The sequence below is a fragment of the Bradyrhizobium huanghuaihaiense genome (assembly GCF_007830635.1).
Classification (GTDB): domain Bacteria; phylum Pseudomonadota; class Alphaproteobacteria; order Rhizobiales; family Xanthobacteraceae; genus Bradyrhizobium; species Bradyrhizobium huanghuaihaiense.
The window spans coordinates 463,615-479,426 of record NZ_VLLA01000002.1 but is presented as its reverse complement, the minus strand read 5'-3'; the positions used below and the strand labels follow the sequence as shown (position 1 = coordinate 479,426).

The following is a 15,812-nucleotide window of genomic DNA, read 5'->3' as shown; positions in this document are numbered from 1 at the left end:
GCTGGAATCGAATCTCGCGACAAGCTTCCAGACAAAGGTCAATAGAGGATGAAACGCTCAGCGCCCGACAGGTTACGTATCATTACGTAGGTCAGGGCGCCTTCGCATCATCGGACATCAGGGCGGCGAGCCGCGCCTCTTCCTCCGCAGTGAGTGGCGGAGCTGGTACGTCTGCACCGCTCCGCGCGCGACGACGGATTTGCAGCCACAACGCCGTGCCGCCGCCGATCAGCAGCAGCGGCGCGAGCAGCCACAGCAGCAGGGTCTGCCGCTCGAAGCGGGGCTTGAGCAGCACGAACTCGCCGTAGCGCGCAACCAGAAAGTCGAGCACCTGCGAATTGCTGTCGCCGGCCGCGATGCGCTCGCGCACCAGGAGGCGCAGGTCGCGCGCCAGCGGCGCATCGGAATCGTCGATCGACTGGTTCTGGCAGACCATGCAGCGCAGCTCGCGCGACAATTCGCGCGCGCGCCCCTCCTTCACGGGATCCGACATGATCTCGTCGGGCTGCACGGCGTACGCCGCGGGCGAAGCCAGCAGCATCAGCGCGATGAACGCGGCCATCATCCGGCGCATCAAAATCACTCCGCCGGTTGCAGGCGCTGCTTGGCCCGCGCCGGCTTCGGCGCGCCGACCCGCAGGCGCCGGTCGGACAGCGACAGCACGCCGCCGAACGCCATCAGCACCGGCCCCCACCAGATCAGCAGCACCAGCGGCTTGTGATAGATGCGCACGGCAATGGCACCCTCGGCGGTGGCATCGCCCAGCGAAATGTAGAGCTGGCTCGCGCCGCGCGTCAGCAGCGCAGCCTCGGTGGTCGAAGAGCCGCGCGTGGTGAAGCTGCGCTTGGACGGGGTCATGACGCTCAGCGTCTCGCCGTCGCGGCTGACGTTGAACTCGGCGATCATCTCGCGGTAGTTCGGGCCCTGGCGCTGAAACAGTCCGTCGAGCTTCACGTCGTAGCCCGCGATGTGGGCGACCTCGTTCTGCTTCATGGTCGCGATATATTCGCTGTTCCAGGTGGTTTCGCAGACGATCCCGATCAGCGCGACGCCGAGGCCGGCATGCGCGAACGCGGTGCCCCAGGCCGAACGCGGCAGGCCGCGCGCCCGGTGCAGCACCGTCGCGAACGGCAGCCGAACGAGGCCGGTCCGTTCGACGAGGTCGGTGACGGCGCCGGCGATGACGAAGACGCCAAGTCCGATCGCGAGCGGCGCCAGCGTGGCGCCGCCGCTCGCCCAGCCCCAGGCAATGGCGACGGCGACGAGCCCGGCAAGGCCGGCCGCGAGCAGGCGCTGCGTCACGCCGAGCAGGTCGCCGCGCTTCCACGCCAGCATCGGCCCGAACGGCACGGCGAGCAGCAGCAGCGCAAACAGCGGCGCGAAGGTGAGGTTGTAGAAGGGTGCACCGACCGACATCTTGAAGTCGGCGAGCATCTCCATCGCCAGCGGATAGAGCGTGCCGAACAGCACGACCGCGCAGGCGACCGTGAGCAGCAGATTGTTCAGCACCAGCGCGCCCTCGCGCGAGATCGGCGCGAACAGACCGCCCTGCTTCAGCGACGTTGCGCGGCCCGCGAACAGCGACAGGCTGCCGCCGATGAACAGGCACAGGATCAAGAGGATGAACACGCCGCGGGTCGGATCGGTGGCGAAAGCGTGCACGGAGGTGATGACGCCGGAGCGGACCAGGAAGGTGCCGAGCAACGACAGCGAGAAGGTCAGGATCGAGAGCAGGATGGTCCAGACCTTCAGCGCGTTGCGCTTCTCCATCACCAGCGCCGAATGCAATAGCGCCGTGCCGGCGAGCCACGGCATCAGCGAGGCGTTCTCGACCGGGTCCCAGAACCACCAGCCGCCCCAGCCGAGCTCGTAATAGGCCCAGTAGGAGCCCATGGCGATGCCGAGCGTCAGGAATATCCATGCGACCAGCGTCCACGGGCGCACCCAGCGCGCCCAGGCCGCATCGATCCGGCCCTCCATCAGCGCCGCGATGGCGAAGGAGAACGAGATCGAGAAGCCGACATAGCCGAGATAGAGCATCGGCGGATGCACGGCGAGGCCGATGTCCTGAAGCACCGGATTGAGATCGCGTCCCTCGATCGGCGGATTGGCGATGCGCAGGAACGGGTTCGAGGTCACCAGGATGAAGAGATAGAAGGCGCTGGCGATCCAGGCCTGCACGGCGAGCACATGCGCGCGCAGCGACAGCGGCAGGTTATTGCCGAACGCTGCGACCAATCCGCCGAACAGCGCCAGGATCGACACCCACAGCAGCATCGAGCCTTCGTGGTTTCCCCACACGCCGGTGATCTTGTAGAGCAGCGGCTTCATGGAGTGGGAATTCTCGTAGACATTGGCGACCGAGAAGTCCGAATTGACGTGCAGCATCACCAGCGCCACGAACGATGCGCCGACGAACAAGAGCTGCGCCAGCGCGGTGGAACGCGCTACGTTCATCAGCGCGGCGTCGCGCAGGCGCGCGCCGATCAGCGGTACGATGGACTGGACCAGCGCCAGACCGAGCGCCAGCACCAGTGCGTAATGTCCTGATTCCGCGATCAACGGACTGCTCCCTGCGAGTTCCCCTGCGCTGTGGTGGCCGCAGGCGCGGCACCACCGGACGCCTGGGCGCCGTAATCGTCCTTCCAGTGTCCCTGCTTCTTCAGGGCATCGGCGACGTCCTTGGGCATGTAGGTCTCGTCATGCTTGGCGAGCACGGTATCGGCCCTGAACACGCCATTGGCGTCGAGCGCGCCTTCGGCGACGACGCCCTGCCCTTCGCGGAACAGGTCGGGCAGAATGCCCTTGTAGGCGACCGGCAGCTTCGCGCCGCCGTCGGCGACCTCGAAGGTCACTGCGAGATTGTCGCCGCGCTGGAGCGAGCCGGGCTGCACCAGGCCGCCGAGACGAAACCGCTTGCCGGGTGCGACGTGCTTCTCGGCGACCATGGTCGGGGTCGAGAAGAACACGATGGAGTCGCGCAATGCGTTGAGCACCAGCGCGGCCGCGAGCGCGAGCACGGCGAGCGAGCCGCCGATGATGGTCATACGTCGCTGCTTGCGCGTCATGGCGTATCCGTTCTCCGCTCGTCTCGTCCCGAAATCATCATCCGTCGAGCCCGAGAGTCTTGAGGCCTTCGTTGAGCTGGCGGAGCCGCTCGGCATCCTTGGCGACCGCCTGACGGGCGTCGGTCGACGCGCCCATCGCCTTGTCACGATCACCCATCACGAGATAAGCGCGCACCAGGCGCAGCCAGCCCTCGACGTCGTCGCCGTTCTGCTTCAAGCGCGTCGCAAGACGCTCGACCATGCCGCGCACCATCGCGTTGCGATCGCCTTCGGCCATGTCCTTGGATGCCGCGATGGTCTCGTCCGACAGCGCCGGCATCGTGCCGCCGCCGACCCGGGCCAGCGAGGATTGCACCAGGGGCCGCCACGGCGCATCCGCCGGGGCCTTGGCCAGCAGCGCGCGCCAGATGTTGGCCGCATCGTCCTTGCGGCCATCCTGCTCGGCGGCGAGCCCGAGGAAGTAGTTCGCCTTGGGATCATCGGCGTCGAGCGCATGCGCACGCTCGAACTCGGTCTTGGCCTCGGCGGTCACGACGCCGCCGGCGGCGGCGGAGATCGCTTCGCCCAGATCGGAGCGGCGCTCAGCGCTCTCGCCGTTGTAGGTGAGCGAGTTGCGATAGGCCCGCACCGCATCGTCGAAGCGGCCGAGCCGCTGCAGCACCGGCGCGAGCACGTTCCAGCCGCGTCCGTCGGTCGGGTTCTTTTCCAGATGTTGCTCGACCTGCACGACGAGATTCTCGAGCGATCGGGCCATGCCGGACCCGGCCCCGCGCTCCCGCTGCGCCAGCGGAAAGTCCTGAAGCCGGGGCGAGCCGAGCGGCATGTAGACGCCGATCGCGACCAGCGGCAGGCCAACGAGCGCCAGCACCGCGGCCGCGCGGCGCCATTTGAGGCTCGGCGCCGACTTGAGGTCCGACGAGGACTCGCTTCCGGCCGCGGCGAGCAGCCTGCGGCTGATCTCGACGCGCGCCGCCTCGGCTTCGGGGGCCGCGATCAAGCCTGCGGCAAGATCACGCTCGATCTCCGCCAGCTGATCCTTGTAGACCGCGACCTCACCGGCCTGATTTTGGCTGCCCTGATCCTGCGCGCGTCCACTGCGGCCGAGCGGCCAGAGCACGGCGAAAATCGCCGCGACCGTCATCAGCGCGAACACGAACCATAACGTCATCTGGCAAGCTTCCGGCAGCGCGCCACCCGCGCCCATAGGTGGCTTTACACCACGGCCGGACGATGCGGCAATTGACAATTGTCAATTCGGCGCGACCGCGCTCTGTCCTGAAACGGTCAATATCCCAACAGTTTAGCCGATCTCGAAGTCGGCACTCCGAGCGGCATCCTCGCCATGACCGTTGAAGGCCTTCAGGAAGTACGTTCCCGGCGGAATCGCATCCGGCAACCTGATGCGCACCGCCCCGACCGGAACCGGAGAAGCAACCCTGGTCGCTGTCTCAGGCAGTTGCCGGCCGCTCGCCTTCTCGACGAGCACGACCTTCGCACCGACCATCAGCCTTTGATATTTGGCGACAATGACCCGGTTCTCGATCTCGATGGAGCTGATAATGGATTTCATGCGCCCACAGGTAGAAATTCCAAAAGCTTGCGCAGCGACCGTAGGGCCCGCCACCGGCAGCGTCAACCACAAATTGTGATCACGAAAATATGCGCCTGAATCAGCTCGCGCGCGACGATTTGCGCTCGCCGGTTGCAGCGTTCTCCGCAGCGCGACTCATCAGCGAGGCATAGTCATCGCCGAACAGCACCTGGCAGAAGCGAATCGCCGCCTGCACCTGCTGCTGACGATAGGTGCGGACCTTGTGATCAGCGGCGCGCAGCGACTGCACCAGTTGCTCGGTCGAACGTTCGACATATTGCTGCAGGTCGGAATAGGTGCGCAGCGTCACCTCGTTGATCGCAAGCTCGCTCGCATAGTTGCGGCAGGTCGCGACGAAATCGATCAGCGCCGCGGTTTCCTCCACCTCGGTGCTGTCGATCCGCGCGCCCGGCGGAATGTCCTTCTCTGGCCGCTGGCGCAGGATGCGGCGCACGCGGCCGGGAACGCTGTCGATCTCCGATTGCAGCGCATTGGAGATGTCGGCCCGGATCGAGGTCAGCTGCTTGCCCCAGACGGAATCGTTGCGCAGGTCGAGCTCGGTGCGCAGGCCGCGCACGCCATCGTGCAGCGCCTTGAGGTTGTCGGCGACATTGTCGAAATGGCCGCGCTTGATGTCCGTGCGCAGGATCGCCGCGACGCATGACAGATCGTGCAGGGCGATCGTGACGGCGACGCCATAAGGCGTTGCCGCGACGCGGATCTCGTCGTCGGAGGCGGCGATCTTGATGGCGAGGCGGATGATCTGCCACGGCGCGGTCATGCGCTGCACGACGATCGACAGCGCGAAGGGCAGCATCTGCGGCGTCTGCAGGACGGGAATGTTGAGCGCCGACGTCACCGAGGCGACCTGGGGATCGCCGAAGGCGCGCAGGGTGCGCGGCAGCTTCTCGTTCAGTGTGGCGATGGCCTCGCGCACCCCAAGCACCGCTCCGATCGAATAGAGGTCCTCGATCACGTTGGGCGGGCCGACCCGGGCGAGCGCGCGCGACTTGTCGCCGCCACCGGGACCGGTCAGCACGAAGATCGCGTCCGCGGCGACCGTCTGCAGCTTCTGCGCGAGAGCCTCGACCTGCCCCGCACTGTCAGCCGGCATGCGTGCCAGCGCCGCCTCGAATTCGTTCAGCTTGTCCGGCGCGCCGTCGCGGCCGAGCCATTGCCAGATCGGCTGCAGCGAGGAGCGGCGGATCTGGCCAACCCGGATCGGGGCGCCCGCCTCGACCAGGAACGGTTCCAGCGCCTGGAACAGCAGCCGCGACAGATCGTCGGTCCGCGGCGGCGGGGCTTCGTCGGCTTCGGTCTTGCGGACGATCTTGCGCAGTTGCTCGAGCACGAGGGTGGCCACGGCCGTATCCTGGCCGCGCTCGAGCGCACGCTCGAACTCCCGCATCAGCAGCGCCTGCGACTGCGGCGGGAGCTGCGCGAGATATTCCCTCAGCCGCTCGATCGATGTCTGGCTCATGCGCCCGGGTAATGCACGGTAAAATGGCAGACGTGGGATGCGTCCGGGCGCGATCATAGGTGGTTGCGCCTTAAGAAGCCGTTGAGGACGTTGGCTCCAACACCGCCGTTTTGTTCCGGATCGGCGCCCGGCAGACCAAATAACCCCTTGGGAACAGAGGATTATATTCCCGGAAGCACCAGCTCGGCCCGCAAGCCCCCGGTCGGCGCCCCGCCGAGGGAGAGGCTGCCGCCATAGAGGGCGGCAAGATCGGTCACGATCGATAGCCCCAGCCCCGAACCGGGCTTGGATTCGTCGAGCCGCTGGCCGCGCCGGGAGACCTGGGCCCGCTCCGCCTCCGACAGGCCGCGGCCGTCGTCATCGACGATGATCCGCAGCCGCGGCCCCGCGCCCGCCTGCTGCGGCGCCTCGACCAGCACCTCGATGAAGACGCGAGAGGCCGCCCATTTGCAGGCATTGTCGACGAGGTTGCCGACCATCTCCTCCAGATCCTGCCGCTCGCCGCGGAATTTGGCCGACGGATCGGCCTTGGCCTCGACGAGGATGTCGCGGTCGCGGTGGATCTTCTCCATGGTCCGCCGCAGCGCCTCGATCGCAGGCGCAACCTCCGTCACGGTCGCGACCACCGAGACGCGCGCCGCGATGCGCGCACGCTCCAGGTGATGGGCGACCTGGTCACGCATCACGTCCGCCTGCTCCATCACCTTGGCCGCGAACGGCTCCGCGGCGTGGGCGCCGGCCTCGTTGACGATGACCGACAGCGGCGTCTTGATCGCGTGGGCGAGATTGCCGACATGGGTTCGCGCGCGCTCGACGATCTCGCGATTGGCTTCGATCAGCGCATTGGTCTCGCGTGCCAGCGGCGCGATCTCGACCGGGAATTCGCCCTCGAGCCGCTCGGCCCGCCCCGAGCGGATGTCGGCGATCGATTCCGAGATGCGCTTGAGCGGCGCGAGGCCGAAGCGAACCTGGAACACCGTGGTCAGGAGCAGCACGATGCCGAGCGCGGTGAACGTGCCGCCGAGATAGTAATCGAAGCTCCGCGTCTCGTCGAAGATCTCGGTGTCGTCACCGGCGACGCTGACCAGATATTTGCCGTCGGCGCCGAGATCCACCGGCCGCTCCACCATCCGCAAATTCTGCCCTTCGGGCCCGTCGACATAGCCGAGCCGGATGCCGGCGGCGGTGAGCTCGGCGCCCTGCTCCTCCAGCTTCGGCAGCTTCTTGTCCCAGAGCGAGCGCGAGGAGCGCACCTCCGGCTTCTCGGTGTCGGTGCGTGTGATCTGCCAGTACCAGCCGGACAGCGGCAGCTCGAACAGCGGCTCGCCAAGCGACTGAAACTGGCGGTCCGGCGGCTCGTCCGGGGTGGCGACTTCAGCAATGAGGGTGCGCAGATAGAGATTGAGCCGGCGGTCGAAAGCGCGCTCGGTGGCGTTCTTGTAGACCGACGACAGCACGACGCCGGTGATGGCCAGGATCACCACGAGCCACGCGGTCGCCGACAGGAACAGGCGATTGGCAAGTGAGCTAGCAGCCATCGGAAGCGTCCCGGCAGGCGCAGGATATCAGGGCGTCGGAGGTCATCACCGGACCAAGGGCCCTGTTCGGCCTCCCGTCAAGCCCGGGAGGGCCTCAGGCGCCGGGCGCGGGCGGCGGGGTCAGGAGATAGCCGAGACCGCGGACGGTCTGGATGATGTCGACGTCGAGCTTCTTGCGGATGCGGCCGACGAACACCTCGATCGTATTCGAGTCGCGGTCGAAGTCCTGGTCGTAGAGATGCTCGACCAGCTCGGTGCGGGAGACGACGCGGCCGGAATGGTGCATCAGGTAGGCCAGAAGCCGATATTCGTGCGACGTCATCTTGACGGGATTGCCGGAGACGCTGACCCGGCCGGTCCTCGTGTCGAGGGTAACAGGGCCGCAGCTCAGCTCGCTCTGGGCATGGCCGGTGGAGCGGCGCAGCAGCGCGCGGATGCGGGCCAGCACCTCCTCGAGATGGAACGGCTTCGGGACATAGTCGTCGGCGCCGGCGTCGAAGCCCTGCACCTTGTCGCTCCAGCGGTCACGTGCGGTCAGGATCAGGACCGGCATGGTGCGGCCGTTGCGGCGCCAGGCCTCCAGCACCGAGATGCCATCCTTCTTCGGCAGGCCGATGTCGAGCACGACGGCATCGTACGGCTCGTTGTCGCCGAGATAGTGCCCCTCCTCCCCGTCGAAAGCGCGGTCGACGACATAGCCGGCGTCCGTCAGCGCTTTCGTGAGCTGGCGATTGAGATCGGGGTCGTCCTCAACAACGAGCAGGCGCACGCTTCTCTCCAGAAATAGACCGCATGAACACCGCTCCAGATGAGCAATTCCGGCGTGAACTGAATATGAACGCCGGGAACCGCCGACGTTACTTTTTGGTCATATACGACTTGTTGTCCACCAACGTGACTGCGCCCGCCAGTCAACCGGACGAGCCGGCGGCCTGGCGGGCGCAATGTGCCGCGTTGCGCGGCGATTAGGAAGGGCCCGGAGCGTTCCGGTCGGGGCCGTCAGGTCCGGAAGAACACGAACCAGATGACGGCGAGGATCAGGATCGCCAGCCCGGTCGAGATGGCGAGCAGCGCCGCCACCGAAGGGCCGGGCTCGCCCTGACGCGCCTCAGTCGGAGTTTCGACGATCTGGCGCTGCTCTCGCGTGGTTGCCATGATGCCCTCAATCTCTGGATGCTGCCCCGGTGGCCGCGACTTCCTCGCAGCCTTGTGTCCTGAGCCAACGCCCGATCCGATATGATGTTCCGGCTTTTGCCGTCCGATTGGGCAGCAACCACGCGCGCGACGACCGGTTAACGCAGTTGCAAGATTCCGCACCGAGCCGTGTATGATTCGGTGTTCCCCGATGGTATTCTCGTAGGTCTGTCCCCTGTTGCGTTTGGAGTAGCCCATGGCCCCCCGCGCCAATTGGAAGGGTTTTCTGCGTTTGTCGCTCGTGACCTGCCCGGTCGCGCTCTATCCGGCCACTTCGGATACCGAGAAGGTCTCGTTCAACCAGATCAACCGCAAGACCGGTCACCGGATCAAGTACCTCAAGGTCGACGCCGAGACCGGTGACGAGGTCACGTCCGAGGACATCGTCAAGGGCTACAAGGTCGACACCGACACCTATATCGAGGTCACCAAGGACGAGCTCGACGACATCGCGCTCGACTCCACGCACACGATCGAGATCGACGAGTTCGTGCCGAGGACCGACATCGACAGCCGCTACCTGATCCGCCCCTACTACCTCGTGCCGGACGGCAAGGTCGGCCACGACGCCTTTGCGGTGATCCGCGAGACCATCCGCAGCATGGACAAGGTCGCGATCGGCCGCGTGGTGCTGACCAACCGCGAGCACATCATCGCGCTGGAGCCGCTCGAGAGCGGCCTGATGGGCACGCTGCTGCGCTACCCCTACGAGGTGCGCAGCGAGAAGGAATATTTCGACGACATCCAGGACGTGAAGCTGACCAAGGACATGCTCGACCTTGCCAAGCACATCGTGGAGAAGAAGTCCGGCGCGTTCGAGCCCGAGCTGTTCGAGGATCACTACGAGACCGCGCTGATCGATCTCATCAACAAGAAGCGCAGCGGCATGCCCATCACCGCGAAGGCGGCGCCGAAGACGGGCGGCAACGTCATCAACCTGATGGACGCGCTGAAGAAGAGCCTCGCGAGCGAGAAGGAAGCGGCGCCTGTGGCGAGGGTCGCCAAGGAGGCCGTCAAGGGCAAGAAGCCGAAGAAGCGCGTCGAGGGCCAGCGCGAGATGCTGCTGCCAATCGCCGGCAAGGGCGGCAAGGACGCCGCGGCCAAGGCGGCTCCCAAGGACGCCCCGAAGAAGGCCGAGAAGCCGGTGCGTGCGCCGGCGCGGGCGAAGAAGGCCAGCTAGCAGCACCAGACCTGTCGATCGCGCCGTGATGTCCCTCCCCTCCGGTCGGCCGGCCTGACATGCCCTGGTCGGCGGCGTTCGACGATCCGATTCCGCTCTCCAATGGGCGTAGGCTGCGGACGCTGCAGGAAGCGGCCGATCACATCATGAAGCTGCCCGAGGATGCGCAGCACGCCAGCCACTGGCAAACCGCGATCGAGACTCTGATCAACGCGGCCGAAACGGGCGGCGGCTGGATGATGTTCGCCCGCATCGCGATGCTGCGGGCACTGAACGCGGACGCACGCCGAAAATAGCCTCAACAATCCGTTAAGCCGCGCCGGTCTTTCCGGCACGCTTGCGCGCTGCCACGTAGTCCTACGGAAGACAAAATTAACCGTCGATTCCCGTTGCGCAGGACAAGGTCGCGCCGTCGATGGAAGCAGGGTTTGCGCGTGGTGCAGCAACCGGACGCCAGCAAGAACTATATCGGCCTCGTGAACGACACGACCGAGGACAAGCGCCTTGCCGACAGCGCGGCGCGGTCGCAGCCGCGCGTCATGGGCAATCTGATCGGGCGCCTCGCAGCCGCGCTGAGACGCCCCGGCAAGGCCGCGTCCGGATGCGCTGTCAAATCCTGAAACGGCGGCGGCACGGGCGAATGCACCCGCATTGGGTGACGAAACCTTAAATCAAGGAAGGCAGTATATGAGGCCCGGGCCGGGAGCATCCGACCTTGCGCTTTGGCGTGCGCGCCGCGAAAAACTTAGTGAATCAATTTACCATTCCGAAAACGGCACCAGCCTAAATTAGACGGATGAACAGGAGTTGACGATGGCTTTGCTCAGGTCCTTTCTTGCCGATGAAAGTGCAGCCACCGCTATCGAGTACTGCCTGATCGCCGCCGGCATCGCACTCGCGATCGTCGCTGTCGTGAACAACACGGGCAGCGCGCTGCTGAACAACAAGTTCAATTCGATCGACGCAGCCACGAAGTAGTCGGCATACCCATCGCGCCTATTTCTGCGATGGCGTCGGAGGCACGGCGCCTCCACAAACTCGTCATTACGAGCGCAGCGAAGCAATCCAAAAGCCCTCCGCGGAAAAAGTCTGAATTGCTTCGCTGCGCTCGCAGTGACGGAGCAAGCTGCAGCGACACCGCTTGGTCCCGTACCCCGGACGCGGCTGCGTCCTTCGCGTTGCGGCGCAGAGCCTCCAGCGCTTCCCCGAACCCCTCGCACCGACAACGCCCCTTCGGCTCTCCGTTTCGCGCGGCTGTGATCGGATTCCTAAAAATCAAGCTGCCCTCAAGAAAAACAGGAGCCGGCCCCAAGGCTTCCGTCAAGCCGGAACTGCCATCTCGGCCTACAGAGGACGTCATTTGCCGCTCACCCCGGCCATCGCGAGAACCCGTCGCGATACCGCCGCGGTCTGTTTCGGCGATCACGCAAGCGAGAAGCACACATGGCTGTCACAGCAAATTTTTCCGCCGGAGTTCTCACCGTCCTTGGCAATGGCCTGAACAATACGATCGCACTCGGCCGCAATGCGGCCGGAACGATCGTCATCAACGGCGGCGCAGTCGCGATCAAGGGCGGCCCCGCGACGGTCGCCAACACCAAGTTGATCCAGGCCTTCGGCCAGGACGGCAACGACATCATCACCATCGACGAGAGCAACGGCGCGATGCCTGCAGCGAACCTGTTCGGCGGCGCCGGCAACGATACGCTGACGGGCGGCTCCGCCGGCGACATGTTGTTCGGCCAGTCCGGCAACGACACGCTGCTCGGCAAGGGCGGCAACGACCTGCTGTTCGGCGGCTCCGGCAATGACGTGCTGGTCGGCGGCGACGGCAACGATCAGATGTTCGGTGAAGCCGGCGACGACCGCATGATCTGGAATCCCGGCGACGGCAGCGACCTGATGGAAGGCGGGGAAGGCATCGACACTGCCGAGGTGAACGGCGGCAACGGCAGCGAGACCTTCGCCATCACGGCCAATGGCACGCGCGTGCGCTTCGACCGCCTCGAGCCGGCGCCGTTCTCGCTGGACATCGGCACCACCGAAAACCTCGTGGTCCATGCCGGTGGCGGCGACGACCTCATCACCGCCACTGGCAATCTCGCCGCGCTCATCACGCTGACGCTCGACGGCGGCGCCGGCAATGACACGATCCTCGGCGGCAATGGCGCGGACCTTCTGCTGGGCGGCGACGGCAACGACTTCATCGACGGCAACCAGGGCAACGACACCGCCTTGCTGGGCGCGGGCAACGATACCTTCCAGTGGGACCCCGGCGACGGCAGCGACAAGGTGGACGGTCAGGCCGGAACCGACACCCTGCTGTTCAACGGCTCGAACATCGGCGAGAATATCGCCATCTCCGCCGCCAGTGGCGGACGCGTGCTGCTGACCCGCGATGTCGGCAACATCACGATGGACCTCGACGGCATCGAGACCATCACGATCAACGCGCGCGGAGGCAGCGACAACATCGTCGTCAACAATCTCGCTGGAACCGACGTCAAGCAGGTCAATGTCGATCTCGGATCGGCCGGGACCGGCGACGGTGCGGCCGATACGGTGACGCTCGAGGGCACGGGCCGCGCCGACACGATCGAGGTGTCCGGCAAGGGCACATCGGTGTCGGTCACGGGATTGCCCGCCGCTCTCGCTGTCACCAGCGCGGAAGGCGCGAGCGATGCACTCGTCGTCGAAGGCCTCGGCGGCAACGACACGATCTCGGCGGCCATGCTTGCCGCGGGGGTCGTGCACCTCACGATCGACGGCGGTGCCGGCAACGATACGATCACTGGCAGCGCAGGCAACGACACGCTGATCGGCGGCGACGGCAATGACTTCGTCGTCGGCGGCCGCGGCGATGATCTCGTGGAGCTCGGCGACGGCCGCGACGTGTTCCAGTGGAATCCGGGCGACGGCAGCGACACCGTCGACGGCGGTGCCGGTGTCGACACGCTGCGGTTCTTCGGCGCCAACATTGCCGAGAATATGGTCCTCGCGGCGAACGGCGATCACGCCCGGCTCGCGCGTGACGTCGGCAATATCACGATGGACCTGCACGGGGTCGAGCATGTCGATCTCCACGCGCTGGGCGGCGCCGACCATATCGCGGTGGGAGATCTGACCGGAACCGACGTGACGCAGGTGAACATCGACCTCGGCGGTTCGACTGGTACGCCCGACGGCGCTCTCGATACCGTCTCGGTCGACGCGACCCAGGGCGGTGACACGTTCGGCGTCTCCGGCAATGCCGGCGGCGTGACGGTGTTCGGCCTGCATACGACCACCAGCCTGAGCGGCATGGACGCAACCGACCAGCTGACGCTCAACGGCCTCGGCGGCGACGACGTCATCGACGCCAGCGGGCTTGCTGCCGGCGTGCTGCAGCTGACGATCAATGGCGGGCTCGGCAACGACACCATCCGCGGCAGCCAGGGCGATGACGTGATCAACGGCGGCGACGGCAACGACGTGGCGCTGATGGGCGCGGGCAACGACACCTTCGTCTGGAATCCGGGCGACGACAACGACACGGTCGAGGGTCAGGGCGGCGCCGACACGCTGCTGTTCAACGGCGCCAACATCGCCGAAACCATCAACATCTTCGCGAACGGCTCCCGTGCCGAGCTGACGCGGGACGTCGCCTCGATCACGATGGATACGCACGGCGTCGAGACGATCGCGTTCAATGCTCGCGGCGGCGCCGATACGATCAATGTCGGCGACATGAGCGGGACCGACGTGACGGAGGTCAAGATCGACCTCGGCGGCGTTCCCGGCAGCCCGGGCGGCGATGGCGCGGCCGACAAGATCGTGATCAACGGCACCGGCGGCGACGACGTCATCACGCTTTCGCTCAACAGCAATGGCGCGCTGGTGATCGACGGTCTGGCAAGCCAGGTCGTGATCGAGAATTTCGACTTCAACGACACCATCACCATCAATGGCCTCGGCGGCGACGACGTGATCGAGGCATCAGGCGTCGGCCCCGGCGGGCCGCTCCTCGTTTTCGACGGCGGTGCCGGCGACGACGTGCTCATCGGCAGCGCGGGCAATGATACGCTGCTCGGCGGGCTCGGCGACGATGTGCTGATCGGCGGCGGCGGAACCGACGTGCTGGACGGAGGTCCCGGCGACAACGTCGTGATCCAGTCGCTGCTGGCCCATGCGAGCTTCCACGCGGGCACGCTGGTCTGAGCCGGCGGTCGCGCTTCGCCCGGTTGTGGCGCGTCTTGTTTGCCGGGCAAAGGCAAGGAATCGTAGCCCGGATGGTGCGGAGCGCCATCCAGGCTCCGGCGCTTTGACGGCTGTGTGAGTCCTGATACTCTGCACCACGTCATGGCTCGGTGGGCCATGCCATCGATCGTTGAACCAAGCTGCCGAGAGGATGCGGATGAGAAGCGTGACGCTCGTGGCTCTCAGCCTCATGTTTGTCGGCGCATGGTCGCATGACAGCGCGAGAGGCCAGACTTCGGTCACCCCGCCGGTTTCGCTTGCTCCGCCCGATGCATCGCCGCCGCGCCCGGGTCCCACCAAGCCCGCGCGGGTGACGACGAACAGAACTCCGCCGGCGGCGCCCGGCAGAGAGCCTTCCGTGATTGGCGGTCCTCAACTGAAGCCGGATCCGGCCGCCGACTACGATGGCTTCAGCGTCGGCACCGTCGATGACGTTGACACCCCGAGCCGGGTGACGCCGCCTGTGCGGTCACGCGCAGCAAGGGACGCCAGGTCCAATCCAGATGCAAATGACCTCGATCAGGAAGATAGCGCGCTAAAGCGAAAGCTGATGATCTGCCGGAACTGCAAATAGGACGTCAGTCGGCTCCGGACTGCGGCTGCAGCGGCTGGCAAGCTCGTAGCCCGGATGGAGCGCAGCGAAATCCGGGGCGAGCAACCAGGATGGCGGTGATCTTGGATGGCGATTGCGTCATTCGATAGCTCCCGATGCGAGGGCAAGCGCGGCTTTGGAGAGGCCGAGCCCGTCCCTCGCGAATTGCGTCCACGCCGACATTTCAGACGTTCGTGTCACCGGTCCTGTCGTCTGAGGGCGGACAGCAGCTCTTTTCCCAGCGGTCCGGCCGAAGCGGGGTTCTGCCCCGTGATGAGCCGGCCATCGACGACGACGTGAGGCTGCCAGTTGGCTGCAGACGAGTACTCGGCACCCTCCGCCCTCAACGCGTCCTCGAGCTCGTAAGGCACATCATCGCGGGCGTAGTCGTATTCTTCCTTCTTCGAGAAGGACGTGAGCTTCTTGCCGCGCACGAAAGGGGTGCCATCACCAAGGTTGACGCCAAGCAGCGCGCACGGCCCGTGACAAACAGCGGCGACGAGCTTGCCAGTGCTCCAGGCGCGCACGATGGCGTTCTGGACCGCGGCGTTGCGCTGGATGTCCACCATGGGCCCAAGCCCGCCGGGCACCAGGATGGCGTCGTAATCGGCGGCGTCCACCTCGGACAATTTGCGACTGTGATTTAGGCGACGAAACGCCTTGCTCGCGAGAAAATCCTTCTGGGCGGGATCTTTCTCGTCGTACGCATCGTAAGGCGTCCATCCCCCGGCCGGGGACGCGAACTCCACCGCGACCCCAGCCTTGTCGAGCACCTCGAACGGATGGGCGACCTCGGCGAAAAAGAAGCCGGTCTTGCGATTATGCGGACCGAGCACGGCTGCGTTGGTGACGATGAAGAGGACATGTTGGGTCACGGTTTTCTCCTTGCGATAACGCTGTTCATTCAGGCGGCCAGTTGGCGCGAGGCGGAGG

Annotated in this window: 15 protein-coding genes; 5 read left to right on the top strand and 10 right to left on the bottom strand. The window is 65.9% G+C overall.

What is annotated here, in order from left to right; all coding sequences use genetic code 11:
- Positions 1-91 precede the first annotated feature (91 nt).
- The 9 genes from IQ16_RS06205 to IQ16_RS45495 all read right to left on the bottom strand — a co-directional run bounded on the left by IQ16_RS06205 (position 92) and on the right by IQ16_RS45495 (position 8,832).
- Positions 92-574, bottom strand: a complete 483-nt coding sequence (locus IQ16_RS06205; RefSeq protein WP_018647783.1) for a cytochrome c-type biogenesis protein — start codon at positions 572-574, stop codon at positions 92-94.
- A gap of 5 nt (positions 575-579) precedes the next feature.
- On the bottom strand, positions 580-2,562 hold the full coding sequence (locus tag IQ16_RS06200) for a heme lyase CcmF/NrfE family subunit (RefSeq protein ID WP_018647784.1): 1,983 nt from the start codon (positions 2,560-2,562) through the stop codon (positions 580-582).
- On the bottom strand, positions 2,559-3,068 hold the full coding sequence (gene ccmE / locus IQ16_RS06195) for a cytochrome c maturation protein CcmE (protein ID WP_018647785.1): 510 nt from the start codon (positions 3,066-3,068) through the stop codon (positions 2,559-2,561). Before ccmE ends, IQ16_RS06200 begins: the two co-directional genes overlap by 4 nt.
- A gap of 37 nt (positions 3,069-3,105) precedes the next feature.
- Positions 3,106-4,236, bottom strand: coding sequence for a c-type cytochrome biogenesis protein CcmI (gene ccmI, locus IQ16_RS06190; RefSeq protein ID WP_026312774.1), 1,131 nt, complete (start codon positions 4,234-4,236; stop codon positions 3,106-3,108).
- A 132-nt stretch (positions 4,237-4,368) separates the two neighbouring features.
- The gene (locus IQ16_RS06185; protein WP_026312775.1) at positions 4,369-4,638 is read right to left on the bottom strand and encodes a hypothetical protein; all 270 of its coding nucleotides are present in this window, start codon (positions 4,636-4,638) and stop codon (positions 4,369-4,371) included.
- A gap of 100 nt (positions 4,639-4,738) precedes the next feature.
- Complete coding sequence (locus IQ16_RS06180; RefSeq protein WP_026312776.1) at positions 4,739-6,139, bottom strand: hypothetical protein; 1,401 nt, start codon at positions 6,137-6,139, stop codon at positions 4,739-4,741.
- Positions 6,140-6,300: 161 nt separating this feature from the next.
- The gene (locus tag IQ16_RS06175) at positions 6,301-7,677 is read right to left on the bottom strand and encodes a sensor histidine kinase (protein ID WP_018647789.1); all 1,377 of its coding nucleotides are present in this window, start codon (positions 7,675-7,677) and stop codon (positions 6,301-6,303) included.
- 94 nt (positions 7,678-7,771) lie between these two features.
- On the bottom strand, positions 7,772-8,446 hold the full coding sequence (locus IQ16_RS06170) for a response regulator transcription factor (RefSeq protein WP_014496705.1): 675 nt from the start codon (positions 8,444-8,446) through the stop codon (positions 7,772-7,774).
- Positions 8,447-8,676: 230 nt separating this feature from the next.
- Complete coding sequence (locus tag IQ16_RS45495) at positions 8,677-8,832, bottom strand: hypothetical protein (protein WP_018315820.1); 156 nt, start codon at positions 8,830-8,832, stop codon at positions 8,677-8,679.
- Positions 8,833-9,067: 235 nt separating this feature from the next.
- On the opposite strand from IQ16_RS45495, the gene ku reads away from it, so the two are divergent.
- The 5 genes from ku (at position 9,068) to IQ16_RS06145 (ending at position 14,248) form a co-directional block, all read left to right on the top strand.
- Positions 9,068-10,051, top strand: coding sequence for a non-homologous end joining protein Ku (gene ku / locus IQ16_RS06165; RefSeq protein ID WP_018647790.1), 984 nt, complete (start codon positions 9,068-9,070; stop codon positions 10,049-10,051).
- Between the two features lie 59 nt (positions 10,052-10,110).
- Positions 10,111-10,347 (top strand): hypothetical protein, encoded by a 237-nt coding sequence (locus IQ16_RS06160; RefSeq protein WP_018647791.1) that lies wholly within the window; start codon positions 10,111-10,113, stop codon positions 10,345-10,347.
- A 138-nt stretch (positions 10,348-10,485) separates the two neighbouring features.
- Positions 10,486-10,671: a hypothetical protein gene (locus IQ16_RS06155; protein ID WP_018647792.1), complete on the top strand. Its 186-nt coding sequence runs from the start codon at positions 10,486-10,488 to the stop codon at positions 10,669-10,671.
- 193 nt (positions 10,672-10,864) lie between these two features.
- Entirely contained in the window at positions 10,865-11,029 is a 165-nt protein-coding gene (locus IQ16_RS06150) for a Flp family type IVb pilin (protein ID WP_018647793.1), read from the top strand.
- A gap of 465 nt (positions 11,030-11,494) precedes the next feature.
- Positions 11,495-14,248 (top strand): beta strand repeat-containing protein, encoded by a 2,754-nt coding sequence (locus IQ16_RS06145; protein WP_018647794.1) that lies wholly within the window; start codon positions 11,495-11,497, stop codon positions 14,246-14,248.
- A gap of 828 nt (positions 14,249-15,076) precedes the next feature.
- Here IQ16_RS06145 and IQ16_RS06135 read toward each other — a convergent pair.
- Positions 15,077-15,754: a type 1 glutamine amidotransferase domain-containing protein gene (locus IQ16_RS06135; protein ID WP_026312777.1), complete on the bottom strand. Its 678-nt coding sequence runs from the start codon at positions 15,752-15,754 to the stop codon at positions 15,077-15,079.
- Between the last annotated feature and the right edge of the window lie 58 nt (positions 15,755-15,812).

What these genes read in the sequence shown, in the direction of transcription:
- IQ16_RS06205 (WP_018647783.1), bottom strand. Translation starts at nt 574, where the DNA reads ATGCGCCGGATGATGGCCGCGTTCATCGCGCTGATGCTGCTGGCTTCG.
- ccmE (WP_018647785.1), bottom strand. Translation starts at nt 3,068, where the DNA reads ATGACGCGCAAGCAGCGACGTATGACCATCATCGGCGGCTCGCTCGCC.
- ccmI (WP_026312774.1), bottom strand. Translation starts at nt 4,236, where the DNA reads ATGACGTTATGGTTCGTGTTCGCGCTGATGACGGTCGCGGCGATTTTC.
- IQ16_RS06185 (WP_026312775.1), bottom strand. Translation starts at nt 4,638, where the DNA reads ATGAAATCCATTATCAGCTCCATCGAGATCGAGAACCGGGTCATTGTC.
- IQ16_RS06180 (WP_026312776.1), bottom strand. Translation starts at nt 6,139, where the DNA reads ATGAGCCAGACATCGATCGAGCGGCTGAGGGAATATCTCGCGCAGCTC.
- IQ16_RS06175 (WP_018647789.1), bottom strand. Translation starts at nt 7,677, where the DNA reads ATGGCTGCTAGCTCACTTGCCAATCGCCTGTTCCTGTCGGCGACCGCG.
- IQ16_RS45495 (WP_018315820.1), bottom strand. Translation starts at nt 8,832, where the DNA reads ATGGCAACCACGCGAGAGCAGCGCCAGATCGTCGAAACTCCGACTGAG.
- ku (WP_018647790.1), top strand. Translation starts at nt 9,068, where the DNA reads ATGGCCCCCCGCGCCAATTGGAAGGGTTTTCTGCGTTTGTCGCTCGTG.
- IQ16_RS06160 (WP_018647791.1), top strand. Translation starts at nt 10,111, where the DNA reads ATGCCCTGGTCGGCGGCGTTCGACGATCCGATTCCGCTCTCCAATGGG.
- IQ16_RS06150 (WP_018647793.1), top strand. Translation starts at nt 10,865, where the DNA reads ATGGCTTTGCTCAGGTCCTTTCTTGCCGATGAAAGTGCAGCCACCGCT.
- IQ16_RS06145 (WP_018647794.1), top strand. Translation starts at nt 11,495, where the DNA reads ATGGCTGTCACAGCAAATTTTTCCGCCGGAGTTCTCACCGTCCTTGGC.